The sequence below is a fragment of the Edaphobacter flagellatus genome, assembly GCF_025264665.1.
Taxonomy (GTDB): Bacteria; Acidobacteriota; Terriglobia; order Terriglobales; family Acidobacteriaceae; genus Edaphobacter; species Edaphobacter flagellatus.
In genome coordinates this window covers 753,234-777,708 of record NZ_CP073697.1, presented here as the reverse complement: position 1 = coordinate 777,708, position 24,475 = coordinate 753,234, and the positions used below count along the sequence as shown (strand labels likewise).

General features: G+C 55.9%; 22 protein-coding genes. 15 read left to right on the top strand and 7 right to left on the bottom strand.

What is annotated here, in order from left to right; translation table 11 throughout:
• Window positions 1-6: 6 nt before the first annotated feature.
• The 3 genes from KFE13_RS03085 to KFE13_RS03075 are packed head-to-tail and all read right to left on the bottom strand — an operon-like array spanning window position 7 to window position 4,031.
• On the bottom strand, window positions 7-1,578 hold the full coding sequence (locus tag KFE13_RS03085; RefSeq protein ID WP_260705691.1) for an ATP-binding protein: 1,572 nt from the start codon (window positions 1,576-1,578) through the stop codon (window positions 7-9).
• Entirely contained in the window at window positions 1,565-3,406 is a 1,842-nt protein-coding gene (locus KFE13_RS03080; protein ID WP_260705690.1) for an ATP-binding protein, read from the bottom strand. The genes KFE13_RS03085 and KFE13_RS03080 overlap by 14 nt, the downstream gene beginning before the upstream one ends.
• 10 nt (window positions 3,407-3,416) lie before the next feature.
• Window positions 3,417-4,031, bottom strand: a complete 615-nt coding sequence (locus KFE13_RS03075) for an RNA polymerase sigma factor (RefSeq protein WP_260705689.1) — start codon at window positions 4,029-4,031, stop codon at window positions 3,417-3,419.
• Here KFE13_RS03075 and KFE13_RS18740 point away from each other — a divergent pair.
• Window positions 4,030-4,707, top strand: a complete 678-nt coding sequence (locus KFE13_RS18740; RefSeq protein ID WP_449240092.1) for a YunG family protein — start codon at window positions 4,030-4,032, stop codon at window positions 4,705-4,707. The two genes, KFE13_RS03075 and KFE13_RS18740, sit on opposite strands and share 2 nt — an antisense overlap.
• Here KFE13_RS18740 and KFE13_RS03065 read toward each other — a convergent pair.
• Window positions 4,704-5,765 carry a DUF5336 domain-containing protein gene (locus tag KFE13_RS03065; RefSeq protein WP_260705687.1) on the bottom strand — a complete coding sequence of 354 codons (1,062 nt, stop codon included), beginning with the start codon at window positions 5,763-5,765 and terminating at the stop codon, window positions 4,704-4,706. The two genes, KFE13_RS18740 and KFE13_RS03065, sit on opposite strands and share 4 nt — an antisense overlap.
• Window positions 5,766-6,050: 285 nt before the next feature.
• On the opposite strand from KFE13_RS03065, the gene KFE13_RS03060 reads away from it, so the two are divergent.
• Together KFE13_RS03060 and KFE13_RS03055 are read left to right on the top strand one after the other, a co-directional pair.
• On the top strand, window positions 6,051-7,343 hold the full coding sequence (locus tag KFE13_RS03060) for a Swt1 family HEPN domain-containing protein (protein WP_260705685.1): 1,293 nt from the start codon (window positions 6,051-6,053) through the stop codon (window positions 7,341-7,343).
• Window positions 7,340-8,221 carry a S1 family peptidase gene (locus tag KFE13_RS03055; RefSeq protein ID WP_260705684.1) on the top strand — a complete coding sequence of 294 codons (882 nt, stop codon included), beginning with the start codon at window positions 7,340-7,342 and terminating at the stop codon, window positions 8,219-8,221. The genes KFE13_RS03060 and KFE13_RS03055 overlap by 4 nt, the downstream gene beginning before the upstream one ends.
• 96 nt (window positions 8,222-8,317) lie before the next feature.
• On the opposite strand, the gene KFE13_RS03050 is transcribed toward KFE13_RS03055, so the two are convergent.
• Window positions 8,318-9,343: a hypothetical protein gene (locus KFE13_RS03050; protein WP_260705682.1), complete on the bottom strand. Its 1,026-nt coding sequence runs from the start codon at window positions 9,341-9,343 to the stop codon at window positions 8,318-8,320.
• Between the two features lie 399 nt (window positions 9,344-9,742).
• Window positions 9,743-10,783, bottom strand: coding sequence for a PDDEXK nuclease domain-containing protein (locus tag KFE13_RS03045; RefSeq protein WP_260705681.1), 1,041 nt, complete (start codon window positions 10,781-10,783; stop codon window positions 9,743-9,745).
• Window positions 10,784-11,188: 405 nt separating this feature from the next.
• On the opposite strand from KFE13_RS03045, the gene KFE13_RS03040 reads away from it, so the two are divergent.
• From KFE13_RS03040 to KFE13_RS03030, 3 genes are all read left to right on the top strand, one after another.
• On the top strand, window positions 11,189-12,085 hold the full coding sequence (locus tag KFE13_RS03040; protein ID WP_260705680.1) for an ArdC family protein: 897 nt from the start codon (window positions 11,189-11,191) through the stop codon (window positions 12,083-12,085).
• Window positions 12,082-12,498: a DUF6908 domain-containing protein gene (locus KFE13_RS03035; RefSeq protein ID WP_260705677.1), complete on the top strand. Its 417-nt coding sequence runs from the start codon at window positions 12,082-12,084 to the stop codon at window positions 12,496-12,498. Before KFE13_RS03040 ends, KFE13_RS03035 begins: the two co-directional genes overlap by 4 nt.
• An 85-nt stretch (window positions 12,499-12,583) precedes the next feature.
• Entirely contained in the window at window positions 12,584-14,170 is a 1,587-nt protein-coding gene (locus KFE13_RS03030) for a ParB/RepB/Spo0J family partition protein (RefSeq protein WP_260705676.1), read from the top strand.
• A gap of 175 nt (window positions 14,171-14,345) precedes the next feature.
• On the opposite strand, the gene KFE13_RS03025 is transcribed toward KFE13_RS03030, so the two are convergent.
• Window positions 14,346-15,488 (bottom strand): AraC family transcriptional regulator, encoded by a 1,143-nt coding sequence (locus tag KFE13_RS03025; RefSeq protein WP_260705672.1) that lies wholly within the window; start codon window positions 15,486-15,488, stop codon window positions 14,346-14,348.
• Window positions 15,489-15,703: 215 nt separating this feature from the next.
• On the opposite strand from KFE13_RS03025, the gene KFE13_RS03020 reads away from it, so the two are divergent.
• From KFE13_RS03020 to KFE13_RS02985, 9 genes are all read left to right on the top strand, one after another.
• Window positions 15,704-16,510 (top strand): SDR family oxidoreductase, encoded by an 807-nt coding sequence (locus KFE13_RS03020; RefSeq protein WP_260705668.1) that lies wholly within the window; start codon window positions 15,704-15,706, stop codon window positions 16,508-16,510.
• A 105-nt stretch (window positions 16,511-16,615) separates the two neighbouring features.
• Entirely contained in the window at window positions 16,616-17,068 is a 453-nt protein-coding gene (locus KFE13_RS03015; RefSeq protein ID WP_260705667.1) for a nuclear transport factor 2 family protein, read from the top strand.
• 111 nt (window positions 17,069-17,179) lie between these two features.
• Complete coding sequence (locus KFE13_RS03010; protein WP_260705666.1) at window positions 17,180-17,401, top strand: YciI family protein; 222 nt, start codon at window positions 17,180-17,182, stop codon at window positions 17,399-17,401.
• Between the two features lie 78 nt (window positions 17,402-17,479).
• Entirely contained in the window at window positions 17,480-18,253 is a 774-nt protein-coding gene (locus KFE13_RS03005; RefSeq protein ID WP_260705665.1) for an SDR family NAD(P)-dependent oxidoreductase, read from the top strand.
• 90 nt (window positions 18,254-18,343) lie between these two features.
• Window positions 18,344-19,717: an NAD-dependent succinate-semialdehyde dehydrogenase gene (locus KFE13_RS03000; protein ID WP_260705664.1), complete on the top strand. Its 1,374-nt coding sequence runs from the start codon at window positions 18,344-18,346 to the stop codon at window positions 19,715-19,717.
• 97 nt (window positions 19,718-19,814) lie between these two features.
• Entirely contained in the window at window positions 19,815-20,204 is a 390-nt protein-coding gene (locus KFE13_RS18645; protein ID WP_390891598.1) for a winged helix-turn-helix transcriptional regulator, read from the top strand.
• A 535-nt stretch (window positions 20,205-20,739) separates the two neighbouring features.
• Window positions 20,740-21,060 carry a hypothetical protein gene (locus KFE13_RS02995; RefSeq protein ID WP_260705663.1) on the top strand — a complete coding sequence of 107 codons (321 nt, stop codon included), beginning with the start codon at window positions 20,740-20,742 and terminating at the stop codon, window positions 21,058-21,060.
• 420 nt (window positions 21,061-21,480) lie between these two features.
• Entirely contained in the window at window positions 21,481-22,683 is a 1,203-nt protein-coding gene (locus tag KFE13_RS02990; protein WP_260705661.1) for a reverse transcriptase domain-containing protein, read from the top strand.
• Between the two features lie 43 nt (window positions 22,684-22,726).
• Window positions 22,727-23,866 carry a phospholipase D-like domain-containing protein gene (locus tag KFE13_RS02985; RefSeq protein ID WP_260705660.1) on the top strand — a complete coding sequence of 380 codons (1,140 nt, stop codon included), beginning with the start codon at window positions 22,727-22,729 and terminating at the stop codon, window positions 23,864-23,866.
• The last annotated feature ends 609 nt before the right edge of the window (window positions 23,867-24,475 follow it).

Here is a 24,475-nt window from a genome sequence, read left to right as displayed (position 1 = left end):
TGTCCTTCAAGTCAAGAAGGCCACAAGTGAATCGCTCCAGGACTGGCGGAATCTCTTCATTGTCTCACGTTCCCGCTGCCCTCCGAGGATCACCTCCGACCGTGCGGCTGCTACAAGAAGCATCTCGATACAGCGTCGAAGATCATGGTTTGGTAGCTCCTGTTCAAGTCTGCTGATGATTTTTTTGTAGAACGTATGGTTCTCGTTCAATGCGAGGGTGAGTCCTGTCCCTTTCTGAATCGGCTCATAAAACATGCGGCTTTCCATCGGAATTTCCTCGATCCTGTAGGACATTCCTGGCGGCATAGTCCTCGGCATATGAGGCGAACCGTCTGCTGCATTTGCTCGACGCATCGAACGCGCCGGGGGAGGTTCTAAGAGGAAGTCTTTCCGCGAGAAACCTTCCAACATCCGGTCACGTGGCTCTTGAGCTCGTATGGCGGCATACAGCCTACGTACCCGATTGCTTAGTTCTCTCGCAGTGCGCTCAATATCAGGGGATAAGAGTGCAACGATGCGTTCATCAGGACGGATTCGTTGTTTGGTGTGTGTTACGCCGAACAGCTCGTCCAATTCCGGAGGGAAGCTGATCTCGCAGCGCCACCAATCGTCATAATTCTCACGGCGCTTACTGCCCATAAAGTACCAGCCGTAATCGATCTCACGTCCAGCACGCAATATTGCGACTCCAGCGCCCTTAGCGATCCCACGTCGGTTCTTTTCTTCGTTGGATAGGCCATGCCAGGCTTCGAGCGGCAGCTCCGCAAAAATAACCTTTACTGTTGCGGTGCGCTCCTCGCCCGTGACTGGATCAACAACTCGGACCCCATACACGGAGGGCGGACCATAGGGCTTCGCCTGTGGCTCGGCGCCGCGTGGCATCAGAAAGGTCGGATCAACGGGAGCCAGACGCTCCCCGTTGATGGAAATCCGCCCGCCCTGAACGAGATAACAGCGGAACAGCCGACCAAGATCGAGCTTTAGCCTGGACACCAGCTTGTTCGCCCGTTTGAAGTCCAGCCGGTCGCACCGGCTGAGCGTGACCAACGTGCCGCTGGCCTCGTCCACGCCAAGCGCTTCTGGAGATAGCTTAACCGGTGCGGGTATGCTCGTAATCTTGCCAATTACGATCTCATCCACGTCTAGGTAAGACATCCAGACTTCGTCCGGTCTCTCCCACGAGATGACTTCCACTCTGCGCGCCTGGCTTAGAGAACCGTTGGGCAGCCCCATTCCATATCGTCCTAGGCCCTTTCGTGATCCGAACCGAGTGCTCCCTCCAAACTGAAGCGCCAATTCCAAGACCTGCCTCGGCATACCCGAGCCGTTGTCGAGCACACTAATGGAGATCGTCCGGCTGCCCGCTATAAATGTTTCGACAATGCTGATTGTGATTTGCTCTGCATTCGCTTCGATGGCATTATCTACGAGCTCTGCGATGGCCGCCGACGTGCTCTTGTACCCAGAGTCGCGTGTCGCTTCGATAAAAGCCCGTACTGAAACGATGGGTAATCCTGGAGATGTAGCCTCTATGGAGGCTTGGTTTACTATCGGCATCGAAGTCTCATTCATCTTCATGGGCAGACTCCGATTCTTCAGCCAATGCCGATTCCATGTCCTCCACTGAGTCATTTCGATCGAGCAAGGCCAGAGCGATATCCAGCCGCTTCGACCACTCTGCTCGTTCCGCGCGATAGAACAGGCTGCGGTCGCCACGCGCCTCCAACTCACAATCACCGAGAACGAACAAGAGAATCTCTAGAATGGCTTGGCTACGAGGATCAGATCCGAGCTGTGCGTAGAAGTCCTGATAAAAGCGATGTGATCGATTGATCCAAATCCGCACCTGAACTCCGTTCTGATCGGTGCGGTAGAAAGGTGCCCCTTCCATCGCTTCAAAGCAAACGATGAAGGGGTGCTCACGTTGCTCGGCGATAATCTTCGTGAACTCCTCTTCGGGAGTGGTATCGAACTTCTGTGCTCGTTCTTCCGCCTCTTTTTGTACCTTTTCTCGAGCTTCCTGCTGCTGCTCTTCGGAGCCAGGCCGCTGCGATCTAGAGGTAAATTTGCCTGCCTCTTGCATGACCTGTTCGGAAATTCGCTTTTGGGATGTGCTAGCACCACTAGGGTTCTTGATCGCAAGCTTGTCGTCCTTAAACCTCTTTCTCATCTCCGCAACGACATTCGGGACCTTGTACTCCGAAAGCTTCTGCCAAATCAATTCTGAGAGGGCCACCTGTTGTTTATTGACCGTAATCCCGAACTCTTCATCCAGCACCGGGTCGAAATCTAGTTCGATGGCCCAGTTGCGATCAAAGTTGATAATTGTGATGTTGTCCGCGTCTTTGGTGTATTGCGGTCGGGAAACAAGATCAATCTGCCGTCCTGCACGTGTCACGATGAGATAACCGTTGTTTTCTTTTATGACCCCAAATCGCCCCTTGTGCATCCTGCCTTCGGCATCTCGCTGGAAGTTGGGGTGCATATATGAAAAACGCAGGCGCATGACACCCTCTACGCCCTTTTGCGTAGTAAGCGTGATCTCCGTTGCAGGCAATGCTTGAGCGCGAACACCTGTGCCGATGTCGTAGTAGCGCGCGTTGGGATCGATGAAGAGCGGGTCAACTGCCTCCACGGCTCGATTATTGACGAAGATGCTGCAGGTGCGAAGCAGGCCGCGATAGATAACGCCCAGATGCTCCATCATCTTCTGCTCGAAGCTCTGTATGAACCTAAAACCGCTCGTAAGGCGATCCGGTTTGATGAGATGCACGACCGTACCTGAATTCAACACGCGATCGCCGAGATAGGTCGTCACGTAGGCAGGAAGTTCGGCGCGCTGAGGATTGGGTGCAACGATCAAACCAACGTCGTTCGTCAGCTTACCCGTGGCAACATCCATTAGGTCGATCTCGACCTTATACCAATCGCCGCCCGCAATCTTGGAATAGACGGCATACTTTTCGGTCATGCTCACCGCAGCGCTCGGCAATCCGAAGCCGTATCGCCCGAGGCCCGAACGGTCATTGAAGCGGTGCGTTCCCCCCCATAGAACAGCGGCGCGAATCATCTCCGGTTCCATTCCGTGGCCATTGTCAATGACGAAGACGTCTCCCACTCCCTTGCCGCCGTCGTTGCCACACAGCAGATCCACCCGGTCGGCCTGGCTCTGGTAAGAGTTATCGACAAGTTCGTCAATCGCAGTCGCGGTGGAACGATAGCCGCTGTCTCGCATTCCCTTGACGAAGGCAGCGGCAGCGATGAGTGCAAAGCCACGGTCTCCCTGAGCTTTGAGGTTTTCAACGTAGACATGCTGTGTTTCCAAATCGGTGAGCAGCATCTGCTCGGGAACCGGTGCAGCGGCTTCCGCCGCTTGCCCCTTCATCTTCTTTGGTCCTTTTGCCATCGCGGTCTCCTTAGTGAATGGCTGTCGCCGGCGTTAAGGTGCGGTAGGTGAGGCGGGCGCGCAGTTGGTTGAGGCCCGCTTGGATCAGCTGCGTTACGCGCGGGCGTGAGATCCCGAGCTTGTCCGCGATCTCGGCGTTCTCGCGGCCCTCGTAAAAGTGCTGCTGGATACACTCGCGCTGGCGCTCGGGCAGATCTTCAACGGCGTACTTCACCTGCTGCAGCAGGAACATGCGCTCCGGGTCGGACTCGGCGTCCTTAGCAGGGAACGTGTCGAACAACGTCTCGTCGGTGTCGGCGCTGAGTGGAGCATCGCCAGAATCCCAACGACCGGTCTGACGCCGTTCCGCACGCAGGAAGTCCAGCATGGCGTTCTGGCCGCACTTTACTAGATACGTCTCCAGAGAGGCACCGCGCCCCGGCTCGTAGATGACGTGCGCGTAGTGGATCGCACGCAACGCCACCTGGATCAGGTCGTCCTGACGGTCAGCGGTGGGGGCAAGGTGATAGGCGAGATACTTCAGGTGGCGATCAATCGTGAGAACGGAGGTCTCCGAAAGAAGCGGACCACAGGTGGATAGCGAAAAGGACGCACCGTCTGAAACGGCGTCGGTAGAACCGCGCATGCTTAACCTCGTGTCGTACAAAATCACGGAGGCTACGCATCCGGTCTACACGCTTCTCGGGCCCGCTATTGGAGCCACTTGGGTGCAAACCCCCGTCAATCCATCTACAACTATATACGCCGCCATCCCCCCAGAATTAAGTCCTGACCCCAGGATTTCTGCGCTCCTATGGCCCGTGTCGGGTAACCAGCTTGGGGCGAGGCGAATAAAATGCGAAAAAAATGTGATAGGGCCGAGGAGTGGGCGTATGCTTAAGTTTGGCAGAGATATGGCAGATCCAAAGCTAAAGTCGGCACCACGCAGTGCATCTCGACCCAGACTTTTGGCAGCCGCCCTTCGGCATGCTTGGGGACGCGATACCTCCTACGATCCAGCCCAGTGGTCCGCGAAGAATCCTGCATGGGGACAGTGTGCCGTGACCGCATTGGTCATCCAGGATTATTGCGGCGGCGCCATCGTATCCGGAGAAGTAAATGGGATTCCGCACTACTGGAATCGCTTGTCTTCCAGTGTCGAATGGGACCTGACCTTAACGCAGTTCGGAAAATCGGCGCACCACTCCAAGGCGAAACCCTGCGGTCGTGACTTCATCCTGTCCTTTCCCGACACCATGCGGCGTTATCACGAGTTGCAGCAGCGCGTCAGTTCCCACCTCGCCCCGCACCCGCAGCACTAAAGCGGCTTCTTGAGGGCGTACACCGCGACCAGGGCCGTCAAGAACGCCAATCCCAGCAACGCGTAGCTCGTGTGGTGCGGGATGCCTCCCTTCGCGGTCGCGGAGATATATTGCTGAAGAAACAGCAGTACCGTCAGCCCGAGCACGGACAGAATTGCTCGCCACCATGAAGGAACCACCTTGAGCGGAAGGAAGAGCTCGGGATGGACGGCCCCTACACTGCCTGTTGGCACAACATCCTGAAACTTGATCGTGAAGGACGTATAGTCTGTGGCGGTCACTGCCTTCGTTCGAAAGTGGAAGGACTTCAGATCGTAGGAAGAATCGATTGCGAGTTCAGGGGAGGTCACAGGGACGATGTCGTCCGACATGGAGTTGACCTGGATCAGCGTCGAGACACTGCTGGTCTGGTGGGCGTCCGACTCCGGATGGAAATGAAAGACGCGCCACTCGTACTCGGTGTTGGACTTCAGCTTATATTCACCATCCGCAGGCTTGACCGCATGATCGCTGCCGCGCCGGTAGAGTCCTATCACCCTGAAGAAAAAGCTTTCCTTGTCATAGTCCGCTGTCTTCCCCAGATCCTTCATCGAGGCCTGCCAGACACCCATCTCGTTCGAAGTCGTACAGGCCTTCGTGAACTCATCTTCGAAGACCCAGTGTCCTTCGAGCTTCCCGTCCTTTGCCTGAGGACCTTTCGTGGCCAGGTGCTTTCGAAATCCGTCGAGGTCAGAACACTGGCAAAAGGCTCCCAACCGGAACCTCAAAATATAAAACTGGCCAAGTTCTTCGGATGCAATCAGCTTTGCATGTCGACAGGGATGAATCGGGCGTGGCCCTGCGGTGGTGACCGGTACCGTCAGATCGAGATGGGCCAGGAGCGCTGGAGTATCGTGCTTCTGGTCGCGGCCAAAATGTAGTCGACTGGCCGCATCGATCAGATCGCCGTCATAGCGAAACTGGATCTCCGCTCCCTCGGGTAAGGCCATTACACGCAGAATGTCGAGGCGGTATTGAGGAGTTGTTCCGGAACTCAGACAGATAAGCCCTTTCTTCATGCGAGCTACTCCAATCGATGTGAATTCTTCCCAATAACTTTACCAATGACAGTCTTTTGATTGAGCGGCAGGACACTTCCTCCCCGTGTCGGCCATTTTCCGTTCTACGCTTTCCACCCCTGCCGGTCGTTCTCGCATCTCTCTTTGCGCCAAAATCGGGCCGCAAGGAGGCACCCCCTTCGCATTCTGTTTGCATGCTCTTCTTGTTGGCTCGCCAGCATCATTTCGCGGGGCTATGTACGTGGGTACCGGGCTTTGGGACAATTGAGAAGGCAGGTAATGGTCATGAGCGGTGCAGATGATTTTTTTCGAAATCGAAGTCTCACTTGGAAAGACAAACTCGGTCTAACTGAGGACTTGCGCTTGCATAATGCCATAACCTCTGCGATGGCCGAGCATTCCCGTGTGTTCAGGGACATGGAGCAGCATCGGTCGCTTTTCTCAGCGATTGCTGAACATGAAAAGTATTTCAAACAGTTGGGCTTTGCCACGTCGGCTTCCGCATCAGTCTCTTCTCTGTTCGAAACCTTGCGCGCCCACGAAATCATTCCTCGATTGGCTATTGGGCCACTCGCTGATCTCAAGGAGAGGGGCCTATTTCGCGCGCAGGAGGCTGTGCTTGAAAGTATCGGCATCAACCGAAATATTCTGCAGAACTTCGAGGCGGGGTTTCGCTTGCCGGGGGCCGAGGAAGCGGCGAGACTAGCAGCAGACTTCCACAGCTCTGCCGCAGGCAAGGCCTTCGCATCTCTCAGCGGCTCTGCAGACATTCAACGTGCCATGGAAAACATGCGCTCCCCTTGGCTGGACGTTGCCAATCCGCTTCTCTCGTCATCTGCGTTTTCCGCAATTCAGGAGATGGGTAGGGGGATCAGCATCATTCCGCCCTTTGACCACGAACTCTCCGCTGCGTTGCGTCTCGAACTCGGGGACTGGCGCGAGCACATAGAGTTTCCCAACTCTATCTATACCGACCTCCAAGCCCGCTCGGATTTCTACGCTAGCCTTGGCGTCAATTCCGCTCTGACCGTCATGCCAGCACCTGCCTTTCGCGAGAGTCTCACGATGGCTGGCTTGATCGACACTTTGCCTCCACCTATTGAAAAGGTAGAAGCCGAAGAGCCCGAACAGGTCGCAGATGACGAGGAATCGGGCTTCCGGAGGACCAACGCCGCGCACGACCGACTGCAGCGGTTGGAGACGGAGCTACGAGGATTCATCGATGAAGTTATGACGGAGGCCTTCGGTCCGGAGTGGCCGAAACATCGTGTGCCTGCGGATACCGTAACGGCTTGGCGCGAGCGAAAACAATCAGCCCAGCGACACACCGATGCCGATCTTCCACTCATCGCCTATGCTGATTTCACGGACTACGAGCGCGTGATTTGTAAACGCGACAATTGGAAGCTGTTCGAGAGGTACTTCGACCGCGTGGAAAGTGCACGAGAGTCCCTGCAACGGCTCTATCCCATTCGCATCGATACCATGCACTCTCGCTTAATTACCCAGGATGATGAACTCTTCTTGGCAGTCGAGCAAAAGCGGCTGGTTCGCGCTATGCGCCGGAGAAACCGATGACATTGACCGATCTCTACTATCAGGCAACTCCTTGTGTCGTGGGTTTTATCGCGCGCTTCAAAGTCTTGCCGGCGAATTCGCCACCGCTTTTTCCAGACATCTTGGGCACCGGCTTTCTTGTTGATGACTGCGGAACCGTGGTCACCAACCGTCATGTGGTGGACGTGTTTGACCAGATCCCGCAGCATCCGGAGAGAAAGGAGTCGCCGGTTGCGGCCGTTATCTTTTTCTTCAGCGAAGACCGGTTGGCCTGTCAGATGGCCGCGATCGAGCCGAAAGGTTCATGTGCTCTGGGAAGCTTCAGTACAGAGGGCGACTGGTATGGTCAGACGGTGCCGGACATCGGATTTGTGCAACTCAAGGTGAAAGGAACCCCTTTTCTTCCCTTGGCCAGCGCGGATTCTTATCTGGAGGTAGGCATGGAGATTGCCACCATTGGCTATCCACTGGGGACGGCCCCTCTCACCGCACTCGGAAAGCTCAATCAGGTGAGCCCCTTTATTCGGCGCGGCATCGTGAGCAGTGTCCTGCCATTTCCCACTCGTCGTCCTCACGGTTTTTCGATTGACATCATGCAGCAGGGCGGCTCCAGCGGCTCGCCAATCCTTTCAACCTCCAACGCAGAAGTCGTGGGCATGATGTACGGCGGTGTCATTGAGACGCGGACAGCACAGTCCGCATCGGCCAGCTTGAGCTACACGCTGAACACCAATATCAGCCTGGCGGAACCTTCCCATGTTATTCAGCAGGCACTGGCGGAATACAAGCGTGAGTACCCGCAGGATGTCTCAGCATTCCCAACCCTCGCAGAATTGCGGTCCGCACATCCAAAGCCATCCATGACCCAGGACCTTACCTGGGAAGTTTGGCCAAAGTAACGACTTTCCGAGCACAACGCGGATGCGTCATTCTCCCACGTCCTTGGACGGGTTAGTCCAAGGTCTCAATGCTTCTTTGGCCGCTTCCATTGCGTCTCATTCTTCATAGATCACGACCCGCCACTCGTCATTGTGTCGGACAAAGACCAAGCCGCACTGACTCATCCGTTCACAGATCAGGTCATAGACCGGAGCGAAGACTTCAATGGAATGCCATGCGAATTCTTGTAGCCAGAGTTCATGGAGAACCCGCTCAAGCCGCTCCATCAAGGACTTCAGCTCAGGGTTCCTTGTCAGGATTTCGTTCAGCCGTGGCGTGCAGTCCTTCAGGCGTTGTTCGACCCCATGAACGTGCCCCAGCAAATAGCCAGCATGGATAAAGGCATCGCCGAAGATTTGTTGAATCTCTCGGAAGGCGTCTCCCGCAGACCGCCCCTCGCGGTGCATCCTGATTTGCTCCGTAGCCGCAGCCGGACTCTCTTCGAGAGCGCGGCAGAGGATGCCTTCGAACTCTTCAATTGCCTCCGGGCGAAACATTGCGGAGGAACGGCATGCGGCGTATTCGCTCCACACATCCATCGCCTTGAGGTAGGTTTGCCGGGAACGGTCTCCGCACTCCAACGGCTTGCCGTAACTGTCTGGAAACATCCGATAGAGATGGCTCTCGTGTTCGACATGTGCTGCCTCGTGCGCGAGACACCCTCGCGCCAGGCGTTGCATCGCCGGATCAGGCGACATCGCCAGCAGCACAAGCCCAGGCCGCACCACAATGTGAAACCGCAAGTCCCCATTGCGGCGCACTGCGGCAGTCCTCGCCATCTCCATCGCGTCCGGCTGTTCACTCATCTCTAGGGGGACTTGGCCCGTTGGAAGATTTTGGAGAGCACACGCTGCCGCCTGGCAGTCCGTTGCCACCGTGATCCCATCGAGTGCTTTCAGGTCGATCCCGGCAAAAGCCGCAACATACAAGTTCTCTTCCAAAATCTGCATCACGGCTTCCTGAACTTCTGGCTCGTTCAGGCACGCGAGATCGACTGGACAGCGATCCGGCAGAGGCAGCCGCCCCGTTCCATCCGCGCTGAAGATCAGCTCACGCATTCTTAAATGTCCTTTGCCGGCCAAGCCTCGGCACACGAGGCTAGTTGGTCTGCTTGGGAAAGGCTCAAGAAGAGCGGGATAAGCTTACTCCTCCCAGTTTTCGGTTGCGGGAAAATCGTCTGCGGTGCGCCCCCGCAAACATGCCCTAAACCCGTGGTCGGGGAGTTGGAAAAACCGGTCGAAACGCGGTCCCGATGGCCTTTAGCTTTAGGGGCCTGGACATACGCCACAGGCTCCCCGACCGCAAAGGCAAGGGATTTCTCAGTGCGCCGAGAACGGCACACGATAGTTTCGACAGGGGTTTCCACGCCCCAGGACGGTGCGTACCCGTCCCATAGGTATGATCCCGGTTCAGACTGGAAAATGCAATGGAATCGGGTTGGAGGGCGTCCGCCACGCGATAAGCCCAGGGTAAGACGGTGGCTAACCGTCGGTGTCAGAGAGCGCCTTCTGCTGATAGAACTCGTGCAGCTTTGCCTGCAAAAGTTTCTTGTCGGGAAGCTGTGTCTGGTATTCCGCGACCAGCGCCGGAGAAAGGCTCCGGCTCAGGGCGTATTCCACGACCTCATCGTTCTTGCTAGCGCAAAGCAGCAAGCCGATCGAAGGCCGTTCGTGGCTCTTGCGCACCGTCCGGTCCAGCGCTTCCAGATAGAAGTCGAGCTTGCCCATGTACTCGGGGCGGAACGCATTGATCTTCAGCTCAATGGCCACCAGGCAATTGAGTCCGCGATGGAATAACAGTAGGTCGAGCGCGAAGTCCTGTCCGCCTACTTGCAATGGATACTCGGAGCCGACAAAACAAAAGTCCCGGCCGAGTTCGATCAGGAAGTCTTTCAGCCTGTCGAGCAGGGCGCGGTGCAGGTCCGCTTCGGCATGAATCTCGGGGAGCCCCAGAAACTCCAGCGTGTAAGCGTCTTTGAACACGCTCACCGCTTCCGGGTGGAATTGTCGCACCGCTGGTGAGACTTTTGGCGGACTGAGGACGACCCGCGCAAACAGGGCGCTGTCCAACTGTCGTTCCAACTCCCGCTTGCTCCAGCCTTCGTGAATGGCCGTCTGGATATAGAATTCGCGCTCTTCCTGCCGTTTGCTCTGGGCCAGGATAAGCAGGTGATGCGACCACGGCAATTGTCGTACCAGTGGTGCGACTTTTTCGTCGTCGCGATAAGTCTCGTAGAACTGCCGCATCCGGAACAGGTTGGCGCGCGTGAAGCCCCGCAATCCCGGCTGCGTCCGGACGATGTATTCCGCGAGCTGGCGTACGACACCATCGCCCCATTCCGAGGATGCGATTTTCCGGCTGATGATTTCTCCGACGTTCCAATACAAGTCGATGAGAACGGTATTGACTGCCCGGACTGCCTTTTCCTGCGAGGCCGCGATCAGTTGCACGATCTCCGCGAAGGTCGTTTCTTCGGTGCCGGTGTTCTGGAGATGCTTCGGATTGGAGTCGGAAAGGGGCATGTTCCTTGTGCTCCATGATAACGAAGCACTCTTTGAAAAAGAGTTGCAGCAAGGGAGGGACTTCGCCCCTCGCCTGTCTCCAGCCGCGTTCCGCGTCTTCCGCCCCCCACCCCAGCGGCCCGTTCCTGCCGCAACGCGACCCTGAAAGTCTTGTGCGCTGATGCGCACGAATAAGGAAACCAAACCTTGGCTGAGGGCGCTGCCCTGGCGCAGCGCAAGAGGTTTCCCCAATCTTCCGCGCTTCGCTTGTGCAGACCTTCGCTACGCTCGCCCTCGCCCTGCTCCGGGTGGGGATACCCCTCCTCTTGCGCTTTGCCGCCCCGCCTTCGCCAGGAGGCGTTCGGCATGTAGGTACATGCCGCGACGGCATGAAAAGCAAAAGCAACCGCAAAGGAGAGACACACCATGAGCAGCGCAGCCACCACCAACACCGTAGCCATCGATAGCAAGAAGCCCCTCACTAAACAGGAACTGATTGCCGCTAATATCAAGCTTTTGATTGAGCAGTTGGAGGCAGGATACTCCGACGCCCTCACCAACTACCTCACGGCCATGAGCCGCTTTCACAACTACAGCTTTGGGAACGTGCTGGAGATCGCACGGCAGATGCCCAGCGCGACCCGCGTAGCAGGGTTTTGGACGTGGAAGAACATGGGGCGCAGCGTCAACGCAGGAGCCAAAGGCATTCGCATCCTTGCCCCGATTGTCGGCGTTCGCCGCAAGAAAGACGAAGAAGCCGAAAAGGACATCACCAAGCAGAACACGCGCGTGTTGCTTGGCTTCCGCAATGCCTACGTCTTCGATGTGTCGCAGACCAACGGTGTGGACCTTCCATCCATGCACGAAGTCAGCGGCGACCCCGGCGATAACATCGAGCATCTCGCCGCGTTCCTCAAGGGCAGAGGCATTCAGCTTGCTTATAACCCCAACATCGCCCCCGCGCTCGGCATGAGCTACGGCGGACGCATAGCCATCCTGCCCGGACAGTCGAAGGCCGAAGAGTTTTCGACCCTCGTTCACGAGACAGCGCACGAACTGTTGCACAAGGCCGAGCGGCGCACCGCAACCACGAAGACCATGCGTGAGCTTGAGGCCGAGGCTGTGGCCTTTGTCGTAGGCAAGGCCGTAGGACTCAAGAACGAAAGCGCATCCGCTGACTACATACAGCTTTATCAGGGCAATGCCAGCCTGTTGGCCGAGAGCTTGGAAGTCATTCAGCAGACCGCCAGCGTCATCCTTGCCGCATTCGAACCGCACATAGCAGATGAAGCCACCGACGAGTTTGTGGAGGTGGCCGCATGAAAACCATCCTCGCAATCCTCCAAAAGGCCGGAGGCTGGCATCCCGGCCTCTACCTCAAGATCGACAAGCCGCCCTATAAAGAGCTTGTCATTGAGGCCATGGACGAGTCCGGCCCGTGCGGGCTTCCCGCAATCTCAGTTTGCCGCTACACCGAAGTCAACGGCGATCTGATGCGTGACCCTGAGATGTGCTTCGAGCTTGGACTCGCGGGTGGCGCACACCTAACGGTCTTCTATTACCGCAATGACTTCCTCGGTGTGGAGCAATGGTCGCGCTTCATACGCGATGGCAACTATTGCTTTCATCCGCAGTGGTTCCAGCAACAGGAAGAGATGGCGCAGCTTTGGGACGACGCACTGACGCAGCAGAAGTTTGCGAATGCTTTCAATCCGCAGAAGCACATCCGCGGCTAACCCTTTCTCCGCCCACGACGCGGAGGAGGATGAGTGACGCCGCGCCAAAACCGCAACGCAGAAATACCACAAGGAGCTTGTCGTCATGGAAACCCAAGTCATCGATGCCACCGAATACCGCAATGTCTCACTGTCGCTCTTGAATGAGTCCAAGACCAACCCGCGCCGCACCTTCGAGGAAACCGCCTTGAAGGAACTGGCAGACTCCATCCGTACCCAGGGCGTTCTGTCCCCGCTGCTGGTGCGACCCATCACGGAAAAGGGCTTCGAGATCATCGCAGGAGCAAGGCGTTACCGCGCCGCGCAGATGGCGGAACAGTCCACCGTACCTGTCCGCATCGTCAATCTTTCTGACGCCGCCGCGTTAGAGGCTCAACTGGTTGAGAATTTGGTTCGCTCCGAGATTCACCCCATGGAGGAAGCGCAAGGCTTCCGCGCCTTGCTGGACTTGGAAGACCCAAAGTACAGCATTGAGCAGATCGCTGCGAAGGTGGGCAAGGCACCCGCGTTTGTTGCCCAACGGCTCAAGCTGTGTGACCTTGCCCCGGTAGTCGTCGAAGCCTTCTATGCCGATGCCATCGGAGTAGGACACACGCTCTTACTGGCGAAGCTGCCAGCCGACCAGCAGGAACATGCTCTCAAGGCTTGCTTCAAGGAGGTCTACAACGGAGGCGAGAAGCCTACCCGCGTCCTGCTGCCTCTACGCAATCTTCAGTTCTGGATTGCAACCAACGTCCTGCTCATCCTCAAGGATGCGCCGTTCAACAAGCGCGATGCGCAGCTTGTACCGACCGCTGGTAGTTGCGCCGATTGCCCCAAGCGCACTGGACACAACAAGCTGTTGTTTGGCGATGACCTCGGCAAACAGGGCGACCAATGCACCGACCCAACCTGCTATCAGGCCAAGGTGGAGGCGCACATTGCGAAAACCATCGCAGCGAAACCGGAACTGGTACAGATCAGCACGGCCTATGGTGTGCAGCAGGAAGGCAGTCCCGTCCTGCCGCGCAACAAGTACACTGCCATTCGGGACGACCGCCCCAAGTCCAATGACGAGGCGAAGCGTCCCGAGTTCAAGCAGTGCAAGTACACCACGGAGGCCATCATCACCGAGGGCAGCGATGTTGGCACTATCCATAAGGTATGCGCGAACATGAACTGCCCGGTGCATCATCCCAAGCAAACCAGCGGACGGGACGAGGCCAAGTGGAAGGCCGAGCAGGAGAAGCAGCGGAAGGAACAGGCCATTGCAAACGCGACCGGTCTCCGTGTCCTCGGGGCCATCGGCTCTGCCGTACCAGTGCGCCTGCTCAAGCGCGATCTGCTGTTTGTCATTGAGCGACTGGCATCGGCACTCGATGACAGCCGTATCGAGATGCTGGCGCGGCAGCACGGCATCCGTCAGAAGCGCGACGATGGCGGCCTGAAGAAGACACTGACCGCCTTCTTTCGCCGTTCTGATGAAGGGACACTCTCGCGGTTGCTCGTGGAGGCTTGCATTCTGTTAGCAGCCACGCGCGGCAATCCAAGCATCGTCCTCAAAGAGGCTGCCGCCGCTTACAAGGTGGATACGGACGCTATCGCCGAAAAGGTACGGCAGGAATTCTCCGCAAAAGAGAGGGCGAAGAAGGCACCGCCGTCAGCAAACAAGCCCACCAAGAAAGCAGCCTAGAAACCCACCTTCCTTCGAGGGCGGCGAGCCTGCCGCCCCTTTCTTGCGCCGCGAACGGCGGCAGGGGAAACACATGCTGTTTTCCCCCTGCACCCTCATTCGCTCCACTCCGGCCCTCGCTCGCCGGCTGCGCGGCAAAGAGTCAAGTTCCTCCTCTTTGCATTCTTCCCCTCATTCAACGAACTGGAGGGACTATTCCTGCTCCTTGATCTTTCTCGGCCGTCACTCCTTCCGCACTGTCATCACAAGCGGGAGCGAGATCCGATTTCAATGCGCCGCGTCGAATCGACTGCGGCGTTGTATCCGTCCATGCGCGAAACGCTCGAATGAAAGAATTGGCATCGTCGAAACCAAGTAAAAGTGCGATCTCGGCATTCGACATCGCTGTCTTACGTAAGTAGTGATCGGCCAGCGAGGATCGGACAGTATCGAGGGTAAGTTGAAACGAAGTGCCCTCTTCTTGAAGTCGACGCTGAAGGGTGCGAGTTCCGACGCCGAGCCGCTTTCCCACAGATTGCACGGACACATCTCCGGCAGGCATCGCCTCCAGCAACGCGCTTCGCACCCGCTCGACCATGCTAGCGGTCCGGTCGAGATCCGCCAGTCTTTGGCGCAAGGATGGTTCGAAAAACTGCCAAAGCTTATGGTTTTCAGTCAAGAATGGGCGATCCATGTCTTCGCCACGAAAAACTATGGTCGCGAATGGACCCGCTTCGACATCTACGCCAAAAAAATCAGAGTACAAAGTGGCATCCTCCGCAGCGAGGCTGGCCGCTGTCGGCCACGTCACTTTCATCGGCTTGATGGGAGCACGTGTGGCGAGGCGTGCAAGTTGGACAAAGAACACCAGCTTGAATGCAAGAAAGACATCGGGTGGCGGTACGGTTTGGTCCAGAAAATTGATCGTAACTGCGGCGTTCGACGCCGTACGTACGACCGTGAACGTCATCGGTGCGATCAGCCTCGCATACTTGGACAAGCGTTCTAGCGCGCTGGCAAAATTGGCACTGCACAACGCGGCGAACAGTTCGGGATCGAACCAGTCACTGGTCATGACCTTCGCAATTCGCAAGGGTGCGGGCAATCCAGTGTCGAGCGATCGGGCTTCCTCTTCGATCGCCGCCCATAAGTTGAAAAAATCCTTCGACGTCAGGCAAACTTGATCGCGGGCAAATAAATCGCCGGGCAGATCAGCGCGACGCAAGACGGGTGCCGTAGCCAACCCCGCATCTTGCATTATCAAGCGCCAGCCAGGCCAGATGGCGTAATCCAAGGTGTGAACCGATCGACCTGAAAATGTGGTGGATTCGTTGGCCATTAATCGAGTCTATCTTGCAGATCATGCCAGGACAATTGCGGATCGCGCCAATCTGCGTCGCATAGAGCAAGGCGGCACCATCCAGACATGCAGGGCCTATTTGACGCGATCTGCATTTTCTTTGGCACCTTTCGCTAGTGAAATCGGCGCTTTTGCGAAATATAGTTCATCTCAGCCCATTGCTTTCATTGCAATGATGCGAGGGATGCAAATACATGAAAAAGACAATTCTCATCACGGGTGCCTCGTCAGGCTTCGGCTTGATGCTCGCAACGATGCTTCACAAGCAAGGCCACAACGTTATCGGCACCAGCCGGAATCCAGAAAAATTTACCGGAAAAGTGCCTTTCGAGCTGCTTCGTCTCGACATTGATGACGATGCTTCGATCCGCTCCTTCCCGAACGAACTCTTTCGACGCGTCCAGAAGTTGGATGTTCTGGTCAATAATGCCGGTTACATGCTGACCGGCCTGGCCGAAGAAACACCGTTGGAGGCTGCTCGGCAGCAGTTCGAGACGAATTTCTGGGGCACCGTGAAGGTCACAAATGCGATTCTGCCGCACTTCCGGCGTCAGCGGTTCGGCAAGATCATCACGGTAAGTTCGATCGTAGCCCTCATCGGGCCGCCCAATCTGTCGTTTTACACCGCTTCGAAACATGCCGTTGAGGGCTATTTCAAGTCCCTACGGTTCGAACTGAGTCCGTTGAATATCAAGGTAAGCATGGTAGAGCCCGTGTGGTTCAAGACCAACCTTGGTGCCAACTCCGTAAAGGCGAACTCCGGATCGATTGGCGAATACGACGCGTATCGCCGCAAGGCGGATGCCGCGACCAAGAAGGGTATCGATGAAGCGGAAAGCCCGGATGCCGTCGTGAAGAAGATTGCCGAGCTCATCGATGCCAAGGACCCGCAATTCAGCAATCCGGTCGGCAAGATGGTTGGCGTGTTCCTGTTCCTGCAAAAGTATGCGCCCAAGGTATTTGAGAATTCGATTCTCAAGAGCGTGGCCAATGCAGCCTGAGGGCTTTGCCAAAGCATCAGCCCTCAAAGCAGCCGACTTGTCGATTTTAGACAAGCCCTCACCGTGGTGTTTGGCTCCCGCACGAGCCTTCCATGAGGAGATGCGATGACCACAATTAGCTCGTCTGCAACGAGCAGCCACCAAACAGACCAGCCCGATCCCTTGTTGCAACAGAGCATGGAGGCTTGGAAGCGAGGGATCGTCCAGCGGGACTGGAGTGCAGTCGGAAAATTGCTGGCGGAAGATGTTGCCTATCACAACCCTGCCTCCTTTGATCCCTATGTCGGGAAAAGTACCCTCGTCACGGTGCTTCGCACGGTGTTCGACATCTTTGAGGATTTCGAATATCACCGACAGTTCAGCAGCGACGCAGGCTATGTTCTCGAATTCACTGCTCGCATCGGTGATGCGAAGCTCTTCGGCGTAGACATGATTGAGCTCAACGGGCAGGGTCTGATCACCAATCTGATGGTCCTGATCCGTCCGGCAGACGTTGTTCTGACCTTGTCAGCCGAAGCAGCCAACCGCTTGGGCGTGAGCGCTACTTCAACAAAGTAGACACGCCTAAGAGCCACCTCAAGAGGTATCTAAATGAAGTATTACTTCTGCAAATATATCCCCCCACGCACTGATTTCCTCGCAACGATGACTGCTCAGGAGAGTCTGTGGATGAAGCAGCACGGAGTCTTTCTCAATAACCTTGTGGCCCAGGGAAAGATAGTTGCCCATGGTCCGGTCATTGACCCAACCGGCGGCTTCGGTTTGTCCCTTTATCAGCTCGCTGACGATGAGGACATTGAGTCGATCGTCTCGCAAGACCCCCTTGTACAAAACGGCGCCGGTCACATGGAGCACTACGTAATGCTCCATCTCACGACACCTGCTCTCTAGAGCGGCGACGCGGCGCTTTACTTTGACCACTGCGAAATGCAGCCGGCGGCTGCTTGCCGCCGAACCAGGAGAACATTCATGAGCATTGCACTTATCACGGGAGCTTCGAGTGGAATCGGCGCAGTGTACGCACGGCGCTTTGCCGCGCGAGGTTACAACCTTGTCCTTGTCGCCCGAGCAGTCGATCGCCTGAACGACCTGGCTGCGGTACTTCGCGGTACATACGGAGTAGAGGTCGAGATCATTCCAGCCGATCTGGTAGATCCCGCACAGATCGAAGTGGTCAGTAAGCGTCTCCGTTCCGAGCCGCCGATCGAGGTACTCGTCAACAACGCCGGCGCCGGGCTGCTCGGCGGCTTCGCCACCGTTGATCCTGCAGAGATGGAAAGGCTTTTGCGTCTGAATGTGGTTGCCCCTACGCTGCTGGTCTCTGCCGTCGTCGGTGGGATGATTGCGCGGGGGAAGGGCGCGATTATCAACGTTGGGTCGGTGCTTGGTCTCTTGCCGGAGTATGCTCCCGGAATTTACGCAGCCACGAAATCCTATGTGCTGACAATGTCTCAGAGCCTAGCCGCGGAGGTCTCTTCGAAAGGTGTTTATGTCCAGGCGGTCTTGCCAGCGGCGACGCGCACCGAAATCTATGAGCGCGCGGGCGGAGATATCAGCAAGATCCCGAACGTTATGGAAGTCGATGACCTTGTCGATGCAGCGCTGGTCGGATTCGATCGCAAGGAATTGGTCACAATTCCGCCCGTACCGGATGTTGAGGCATGGGACGCATTCGAGCAGGCGCGTGGAGTTCTAGCCCAGGGATTTAGCAACTCGCAGCCAGCGGCGCGTTATCGCGCCTGATCATCCTGGCTGTTGGCCATCCCTCGGCAGCCACCTAATCATTCCTCAACCGCATAGACACGGGCGATGCCGTGTCTGAAGGAGTTCTCAATGGCCTATCAAAGCCTTAATCCGTTCACAGAAGAAGTTGTTAGGGACTTCCCGAACCATACCGACGCGGAGGTCGAGGCTGCTATCTCTAAGGCTGATGCTCTATTCCGATCAGACTGGTCTCAGGGAGATCGAGCCACCCGGCTCGCTGTGCTCGACCGACTCGCAGGGGTTATCTCTGCAAATCGCGACAAACTTGCGCACACGATGGCCGAAGAGATGGGAAAGCCTCTTTTCCAGGGACAGATGGAAGCGGACCAGTGCGCTTCCATTGCACGCTATTATGCCGATCACGCCGCTGAACTGCTAGCGGCACAAGCAATCAAAAGCGCCGTCGGAGAGTCATGGATCGAGTTCCATCCGATCGGCGTCCTGCTCGCAGTTGAGCCATGGAACTTTCCCATCTATCAGCTTATCCGGGTTGTTGCGCCTGCTATCGCTGTCGGCAACCCGGTCCTATATAAGCACGCGGGTATTGTGCCCCAGTGCGCCGCATTGTTCGAAGCTTTAGTGTTGGAGGCAGGCGCTCCCGTTGGCGCAGTCACAAACCTCTACATCTCCGCAGCAAAGGTTTCGGAACTGATCGCTGACGATCGCATTCAAGGTGTGGCACTCACAGGCTCAGAAGGAGCGGGCAGCAAGGTTGGAGCGCGCGCATCAGAGATGCTGAAGAAATCGACTATGGAACTGGGCGGCAGCGATCCTTTTATCGTCCTCGATGATGCGGATATGCAGAAGGCTGTACAAGGTGCGGTTTATGGGCGTCTTGGGAATGCGGGTCAAATTTGCAGTGGTGCCAAGCGGTTCATCGTCCAGCGCTCGATTGCAGATCAATTCACCAACGCCTTCATCGACGCGATGAAGAGTGCGCCGATGGGAGACCCGAAGGACCCCACGACCCTCCTCGGTCCACTAGCATCACAAGATGCAGTCGAAGGCCTCAGCCGCCAGGTTGAGAATGCGATCAGCCATGGAGCGAAGGTTCTTATCGGCGGGAAACGTGCTGACAGGAAGGGCTTCTTTTACGAGCCAACAATCCTGACGGGACTCACGCCCGAGAATCCAGCGTTTTATGAGGAGTTCTTCGGTCCCGTCGCTCAACTCTTTGTCGTTGATGACGATGACGCTGTGGTCGCGCTCGCAAATGATTCCAAGTTTGGTCTGGGAGGCTCTATTTTTTCGAGTGATATCGCACGGGCGCGTGCAATGGCTTCGCGCATCGACACGGGCATGGTCTTCATCAACATGTGGACCACATCGCTACCCGAGCTCCCCTTTGGAGGCGTGAAGCGCTCCGGTTACGGCCGTGAACTCGGCAGCTTGGGCATCAAGGAGTTCGTCAATCAGAAACTCGTAGTCGTTAGCAAATCATGAACCCCGTCTGAGACGGAGGCTGCCGTTGCACCATCGGCGGCCTCCGGCCTGGTGAGGGGCATAAAGTTCAATTCATAACCCGCTCCGAGATGAGAGGATGACTGGAAAAGACGATTGGTCCAATCAAACAGCTCTTATTCGGTGTGCGGTGTTCTCGATAGACACACTGTTGAGGGGCAAGTGGCAAGTGCATATTCTCTTCGCACTTCGTCAGGGACCAGTACGCATTGGTCAACTCGGGCGTCTCATCCCGGGGGCGTCGAAGAAGGTGCTGGCAGAAAGCCTACGCAAGCTCGAAGCGAGAGGCATCGTTGTTCGACGAGATCTCAGTGACCTCATTTTGCATGTCGAGTATGAACTCCACCCAGATGTTCGAGTGAGTCTCGGATCGCTCCTGGATCAACTGTCTGCCTGGGGTGCAAGTTTTCTTGAACGTGAAGCTAATGTAGCGGCAAAGGAGCGCCGGAGTTCGTCACAGAAGCAATGAACTCTGTGGAAACTGTTCCTCTGCTACCGGTTCAAAGCCGCCACGATTGGCCGGAAGGCGCTAGTGGAGCGTCTGACTCAATGAGAGAGGGCTACTTTGCGCAATACTTCCTCTACTTTGCGCGACCAACGATGCAATCAGGTCACCGCTCAGTTCGCCGCTTGACTCGTAATGCAGTCGCCCCACGGGGGTCAAATCAGTGGCATCACTTCTCATATGCCGAATTGTCAGTACCGATCCGGTTCGGTGAGTGATTCGGCGATTTCTCACCAATCCAGCCGCACCCCTTTCCGAGAACGGCGTTCATCGAGAAAGAAACCTATATCACTACTGAAAAGCGGTGCAATTACTCAACATCAAAGACGCTTCCGGCATCGAGTCGTGCACAAACTTCAAGCGCTCGCGGAGAATCTCAGCGAGATGATTATTGCGGAAAATGCAAGGTGAGCGCGGGCTATCGGTAACGGTCGTTCCTGCTGAGGTAAATAAGACGTGTTACGCGGCCGGCGACGCTCCCACTCTTATAATTTTGAGCATGTCCGATGCAGACACGCTCGCCCGCTTTCATCACATCTTCGATAACCTTGCCGACAAGATGAAGCCCGCTGCCGAAAGCGAGAATCATTGGATTGTTGCGAATGAGGCCGTGCGAATTGGATTCACGGAGGTATCGCCGAGCCGGCCTCCGGGACAAGCGTGGCAAGTCACAGAGGGAGGCTTCACTGTGCGGTTCCAGTGGCGATACTACGACCAATCTTCGCCCTTCTCTCCTCAAAAGGATATGAACATCTTGTCGCTCGAACTACGCAAAGAAGGGCAGGTCCTTCGAGGCATAGAGGAACGATTCGAAGACTAGAAGACGGCATCCGCCCGTGCTCGTTTTGCAACTCGATCAGGGCGCTCATCAATCTGAACTCTTTGACTTGCGTAGCTGCTGAACTTTCCATAAAGCGACCTCCGGCTAAGGACGTCCTGTTTGAGGCAGTCGCTGAGAGGACCGTGCAGGTCGACGGCGTTCGATATGGCCAATGCAGCAGTACTTAAATGCAGAATGGCGAAATGGAAGAAATTAGTTGAGTGCGAGGTTGTGATTGCCCTAGAATCAGGGCATCACAGTTGGTCTACCCGTTCTTGCCCCGTAGAGCGATCTACAGCAAGGCAAGATTCGAGTACAGGGTTTCCGTCATCGCTGCAGTCTGATCCTCGGTGCTTTGAGCAATGCATCGCTCCTTGTTCCCGCAGGGCAAGACTCTAAGTACGAGGTCGGCGTAGTCCTGTGGCTGAGAAAGCTGTAGTGGAACTCGGACGACGGCCTAAGAGGAAGAGAGCGCTCACACAACTGTGTGAGCTTTCCTTTTTGCGTGACGCCTGGGACAGCATTGGGAAAAACCCCTCTTCGTTCGGTATCGACAATGTGTCGATTGACGGCTTCCGTAGCAACTTGAACTCAGAACTTTCAAAGATCCGGGCGGAACTGCTCTCGAAAACTTTCAAATTCCAGAAGCTTCGTGGTGTGGCGATTCCGAAGCCTGGGACTGATAAGATCAGGCCGATACAGGTACCGGCCGTTCGGGATCGTGTTGTTGCAAAAGCTATCGCCCAGCTCATCGAACCTGAGCTAAAGAAGCTTGACCATGATTTCAGTTTCGGCTACCGGAGCGGACTGAGTAGGAATGACGCGATCGCAGCCATACACGCGGCTGCAGCAGCGGGCTACACCTGGGTTTTAGAGGCTGACATCACGAACTTCTTTGGAGAGGTAAATAACGCCCTTCTGTTCGCGAAGCTCTTCAAAGTGATCGGAAGATCATCGATCAAAGAACTGCTGATGTCCGCGGTCGTTAACGAGATTGGCAACCGAGACGACATCGTTGCAAAGCACAAGGGGAGCTTTCCAAAGGCTGGTGTAGGGATACCCCAAGGTGCCATCTTGTCTCCTATGCTGGCTAACTTTTACCTGAGCACGTTCGATCTCGAAATGCAGAAACGCGGGCTGAAGGTGATCCGTTACGCAGATGACTTTGTGGTGATGTGTGAGAGCGAGGCCAGGGCAAAGCACGCGTACATCATTGCCAAGGGCTACCTAGAGAATGAGCTAAAGCTTACGGTGCACAGTTTGGGATCACAGAAGACCCGAATCGTGCAGTACCAGGGTGGATTTACGTTCCTGGGATACGACGTGAGGAAGGGGCAGCATTTCCCTTCACAGACGAGCATCAAGAAATTGCTAGACAAGGTTGATAAAGCCTTTGAACATCCGAAGGGTAAGCCTCTGTTGCCCATTGTCGTTAGGATTGCGGCGGTCCTGAGTGGTTGGAGAGAGGCATACAAGGGCTCGGAGATGACCGAAGCTGCTGTTCGGATCAATACGCATGTCGCGAACTGTGTGACGTCATTCTTGCGAGTGAACGGCTTCACTCACGACGGCCGAACAGTTACAGCGAAGCAGCTTTGCATCCTTGGAATCCCCACGATATAGGGTTGACGGCGAACGGACCAGTCTTTCGAAACCGAGGATGTCGATGGCCAACATGATCATTGGCGCTAGCAAAGACTTTCAGCTCTTAGATTCGCTTCACCATGCCTCCGTCGTCACACTGGTGATGGCCTTTGCAAAACGCAGTGGCTGGAAGAACATCAAGGAGCCTCTATTGGGAGGCGCAGCGCAGATCAACATCGTCGTTGGCTTGAACTTTGCGATCACCGACCCGTCCCTCTTGTACGATTGGCTAGAGCTTCAGGCGCAGGAACCATATCGCTTTCGCGTTGAAGTTGCTCCAACGGATCCCGTCTTTCATCCAAAAGTTATTCTCGTGGAGAGTCCGCACGGCGATCGATTCGCGATTGTCGGCTCCGGGAACCTAACGGGCGGTGGATTGGGGACGAACGTCGAGTGCGGTGTTCTCGTAGACGAAGAGGCCCACATAAATGAGCTGACTTTGTGGATCAGCGGCCTCGCTCGATCGCCACTGACACACAACATCATTGAAGAATACGAAATCGTGCATGCAGCCGCCCACCAGGGATTTCGAAAAGCGAAAAGGGCCGAAGCGCGCCTTCGCCTACTGCTGAACAAGTCTCTGAGTGAGCGGCGATCCCGCCCGCTCCCGCCTTGGAACATCACGGACTTCCTCAAAGACATGGACCGGCACCTAGCCACCTCTGAGGGTGTGGAGAGTCTTAAAGATCGAATCAACGGTGCCCGTGAAATTCGAACGGCATTGGACATGCCGAACTTTGGCTTTAACAAAGCGAATTGGGAGTACTTTTACGGTATTGTGGAGTTCGGCCGGATTCGACAAAGCTACAAAACGATGTCGGCTGAGACCCCGAAGTTAAGGCTAACCCTCAAGCTCCTTACCGCAGGCTCTCTCCAAGAGGAGACACTCGAACAAATCCTCGCCGTCGATGGCTTGCACCATGTGCGCGGTCTTGGGACGAACCTCATATCAAAAATTTTGACCGTGTCGGACCGTAACCGATGGCCGGTCTTCAATCACCGAGTGAAAAAGACCCTTAGCTCTTACGGCCTCTCGGTGGACTGGGGAGCGACGCACTACCTATCCTTTGCAGCGACTATGCGAGACGTTCTATCACGGCGGGGACAGCCCGACTTCTGGGCGCTCGATGTCTTCTGTGAATGGGCTTCGCGAGAAATGTAATGCATCGCTTCGCTAAAGAAAGCCTCTCAGTCTGAGATTTTTCAAACGGAGGCGGATAGCCTGAGACTAAATTCTGAGGCTCGATTCGAAGTGATCGAGAGACCGGTATCGTTTTCAAGAACGGAATGGGATGTGACTCGGCTAAGCTCTACGAAAGTGTCCGCGGAACAGAGGTGTGCGACAACTACCTAGAAGTCGGCTTATCGCCAGCGATTCGCCTCAACGCATTCTCAATTGGTGACTTCAGGCCAATGCACTCATTGAGCGCGTCTTCATCAGCGAGACATTGAATGGTAATGAGAAACGCCGTTCACAGCAGTGAGGGAAGGCGCAGGAGTTCGCTGCGAAGCGAAAAAGCGAAGTAGGCACCGCAGTCAACCACCAAGACCGCGAACAAAGCCCATTGCTTCAAGGGTGGTGACCCTACCACCCCGCCATTCTCTATCGGACCCGAGTCCTTTGCCTTGCAGCGAAAGAGGATTGCCGCCGTTTCTTCGCTAAGTACGTTCAGGTTTCAGCTCAAAATATGGAGTTGAGGCAGAGGTTTGGAGGGCAAAGGTCGTGGGTCCGCTAAGGGTCCAATAACCGTTGCCGAGGGTCCAATAAGGC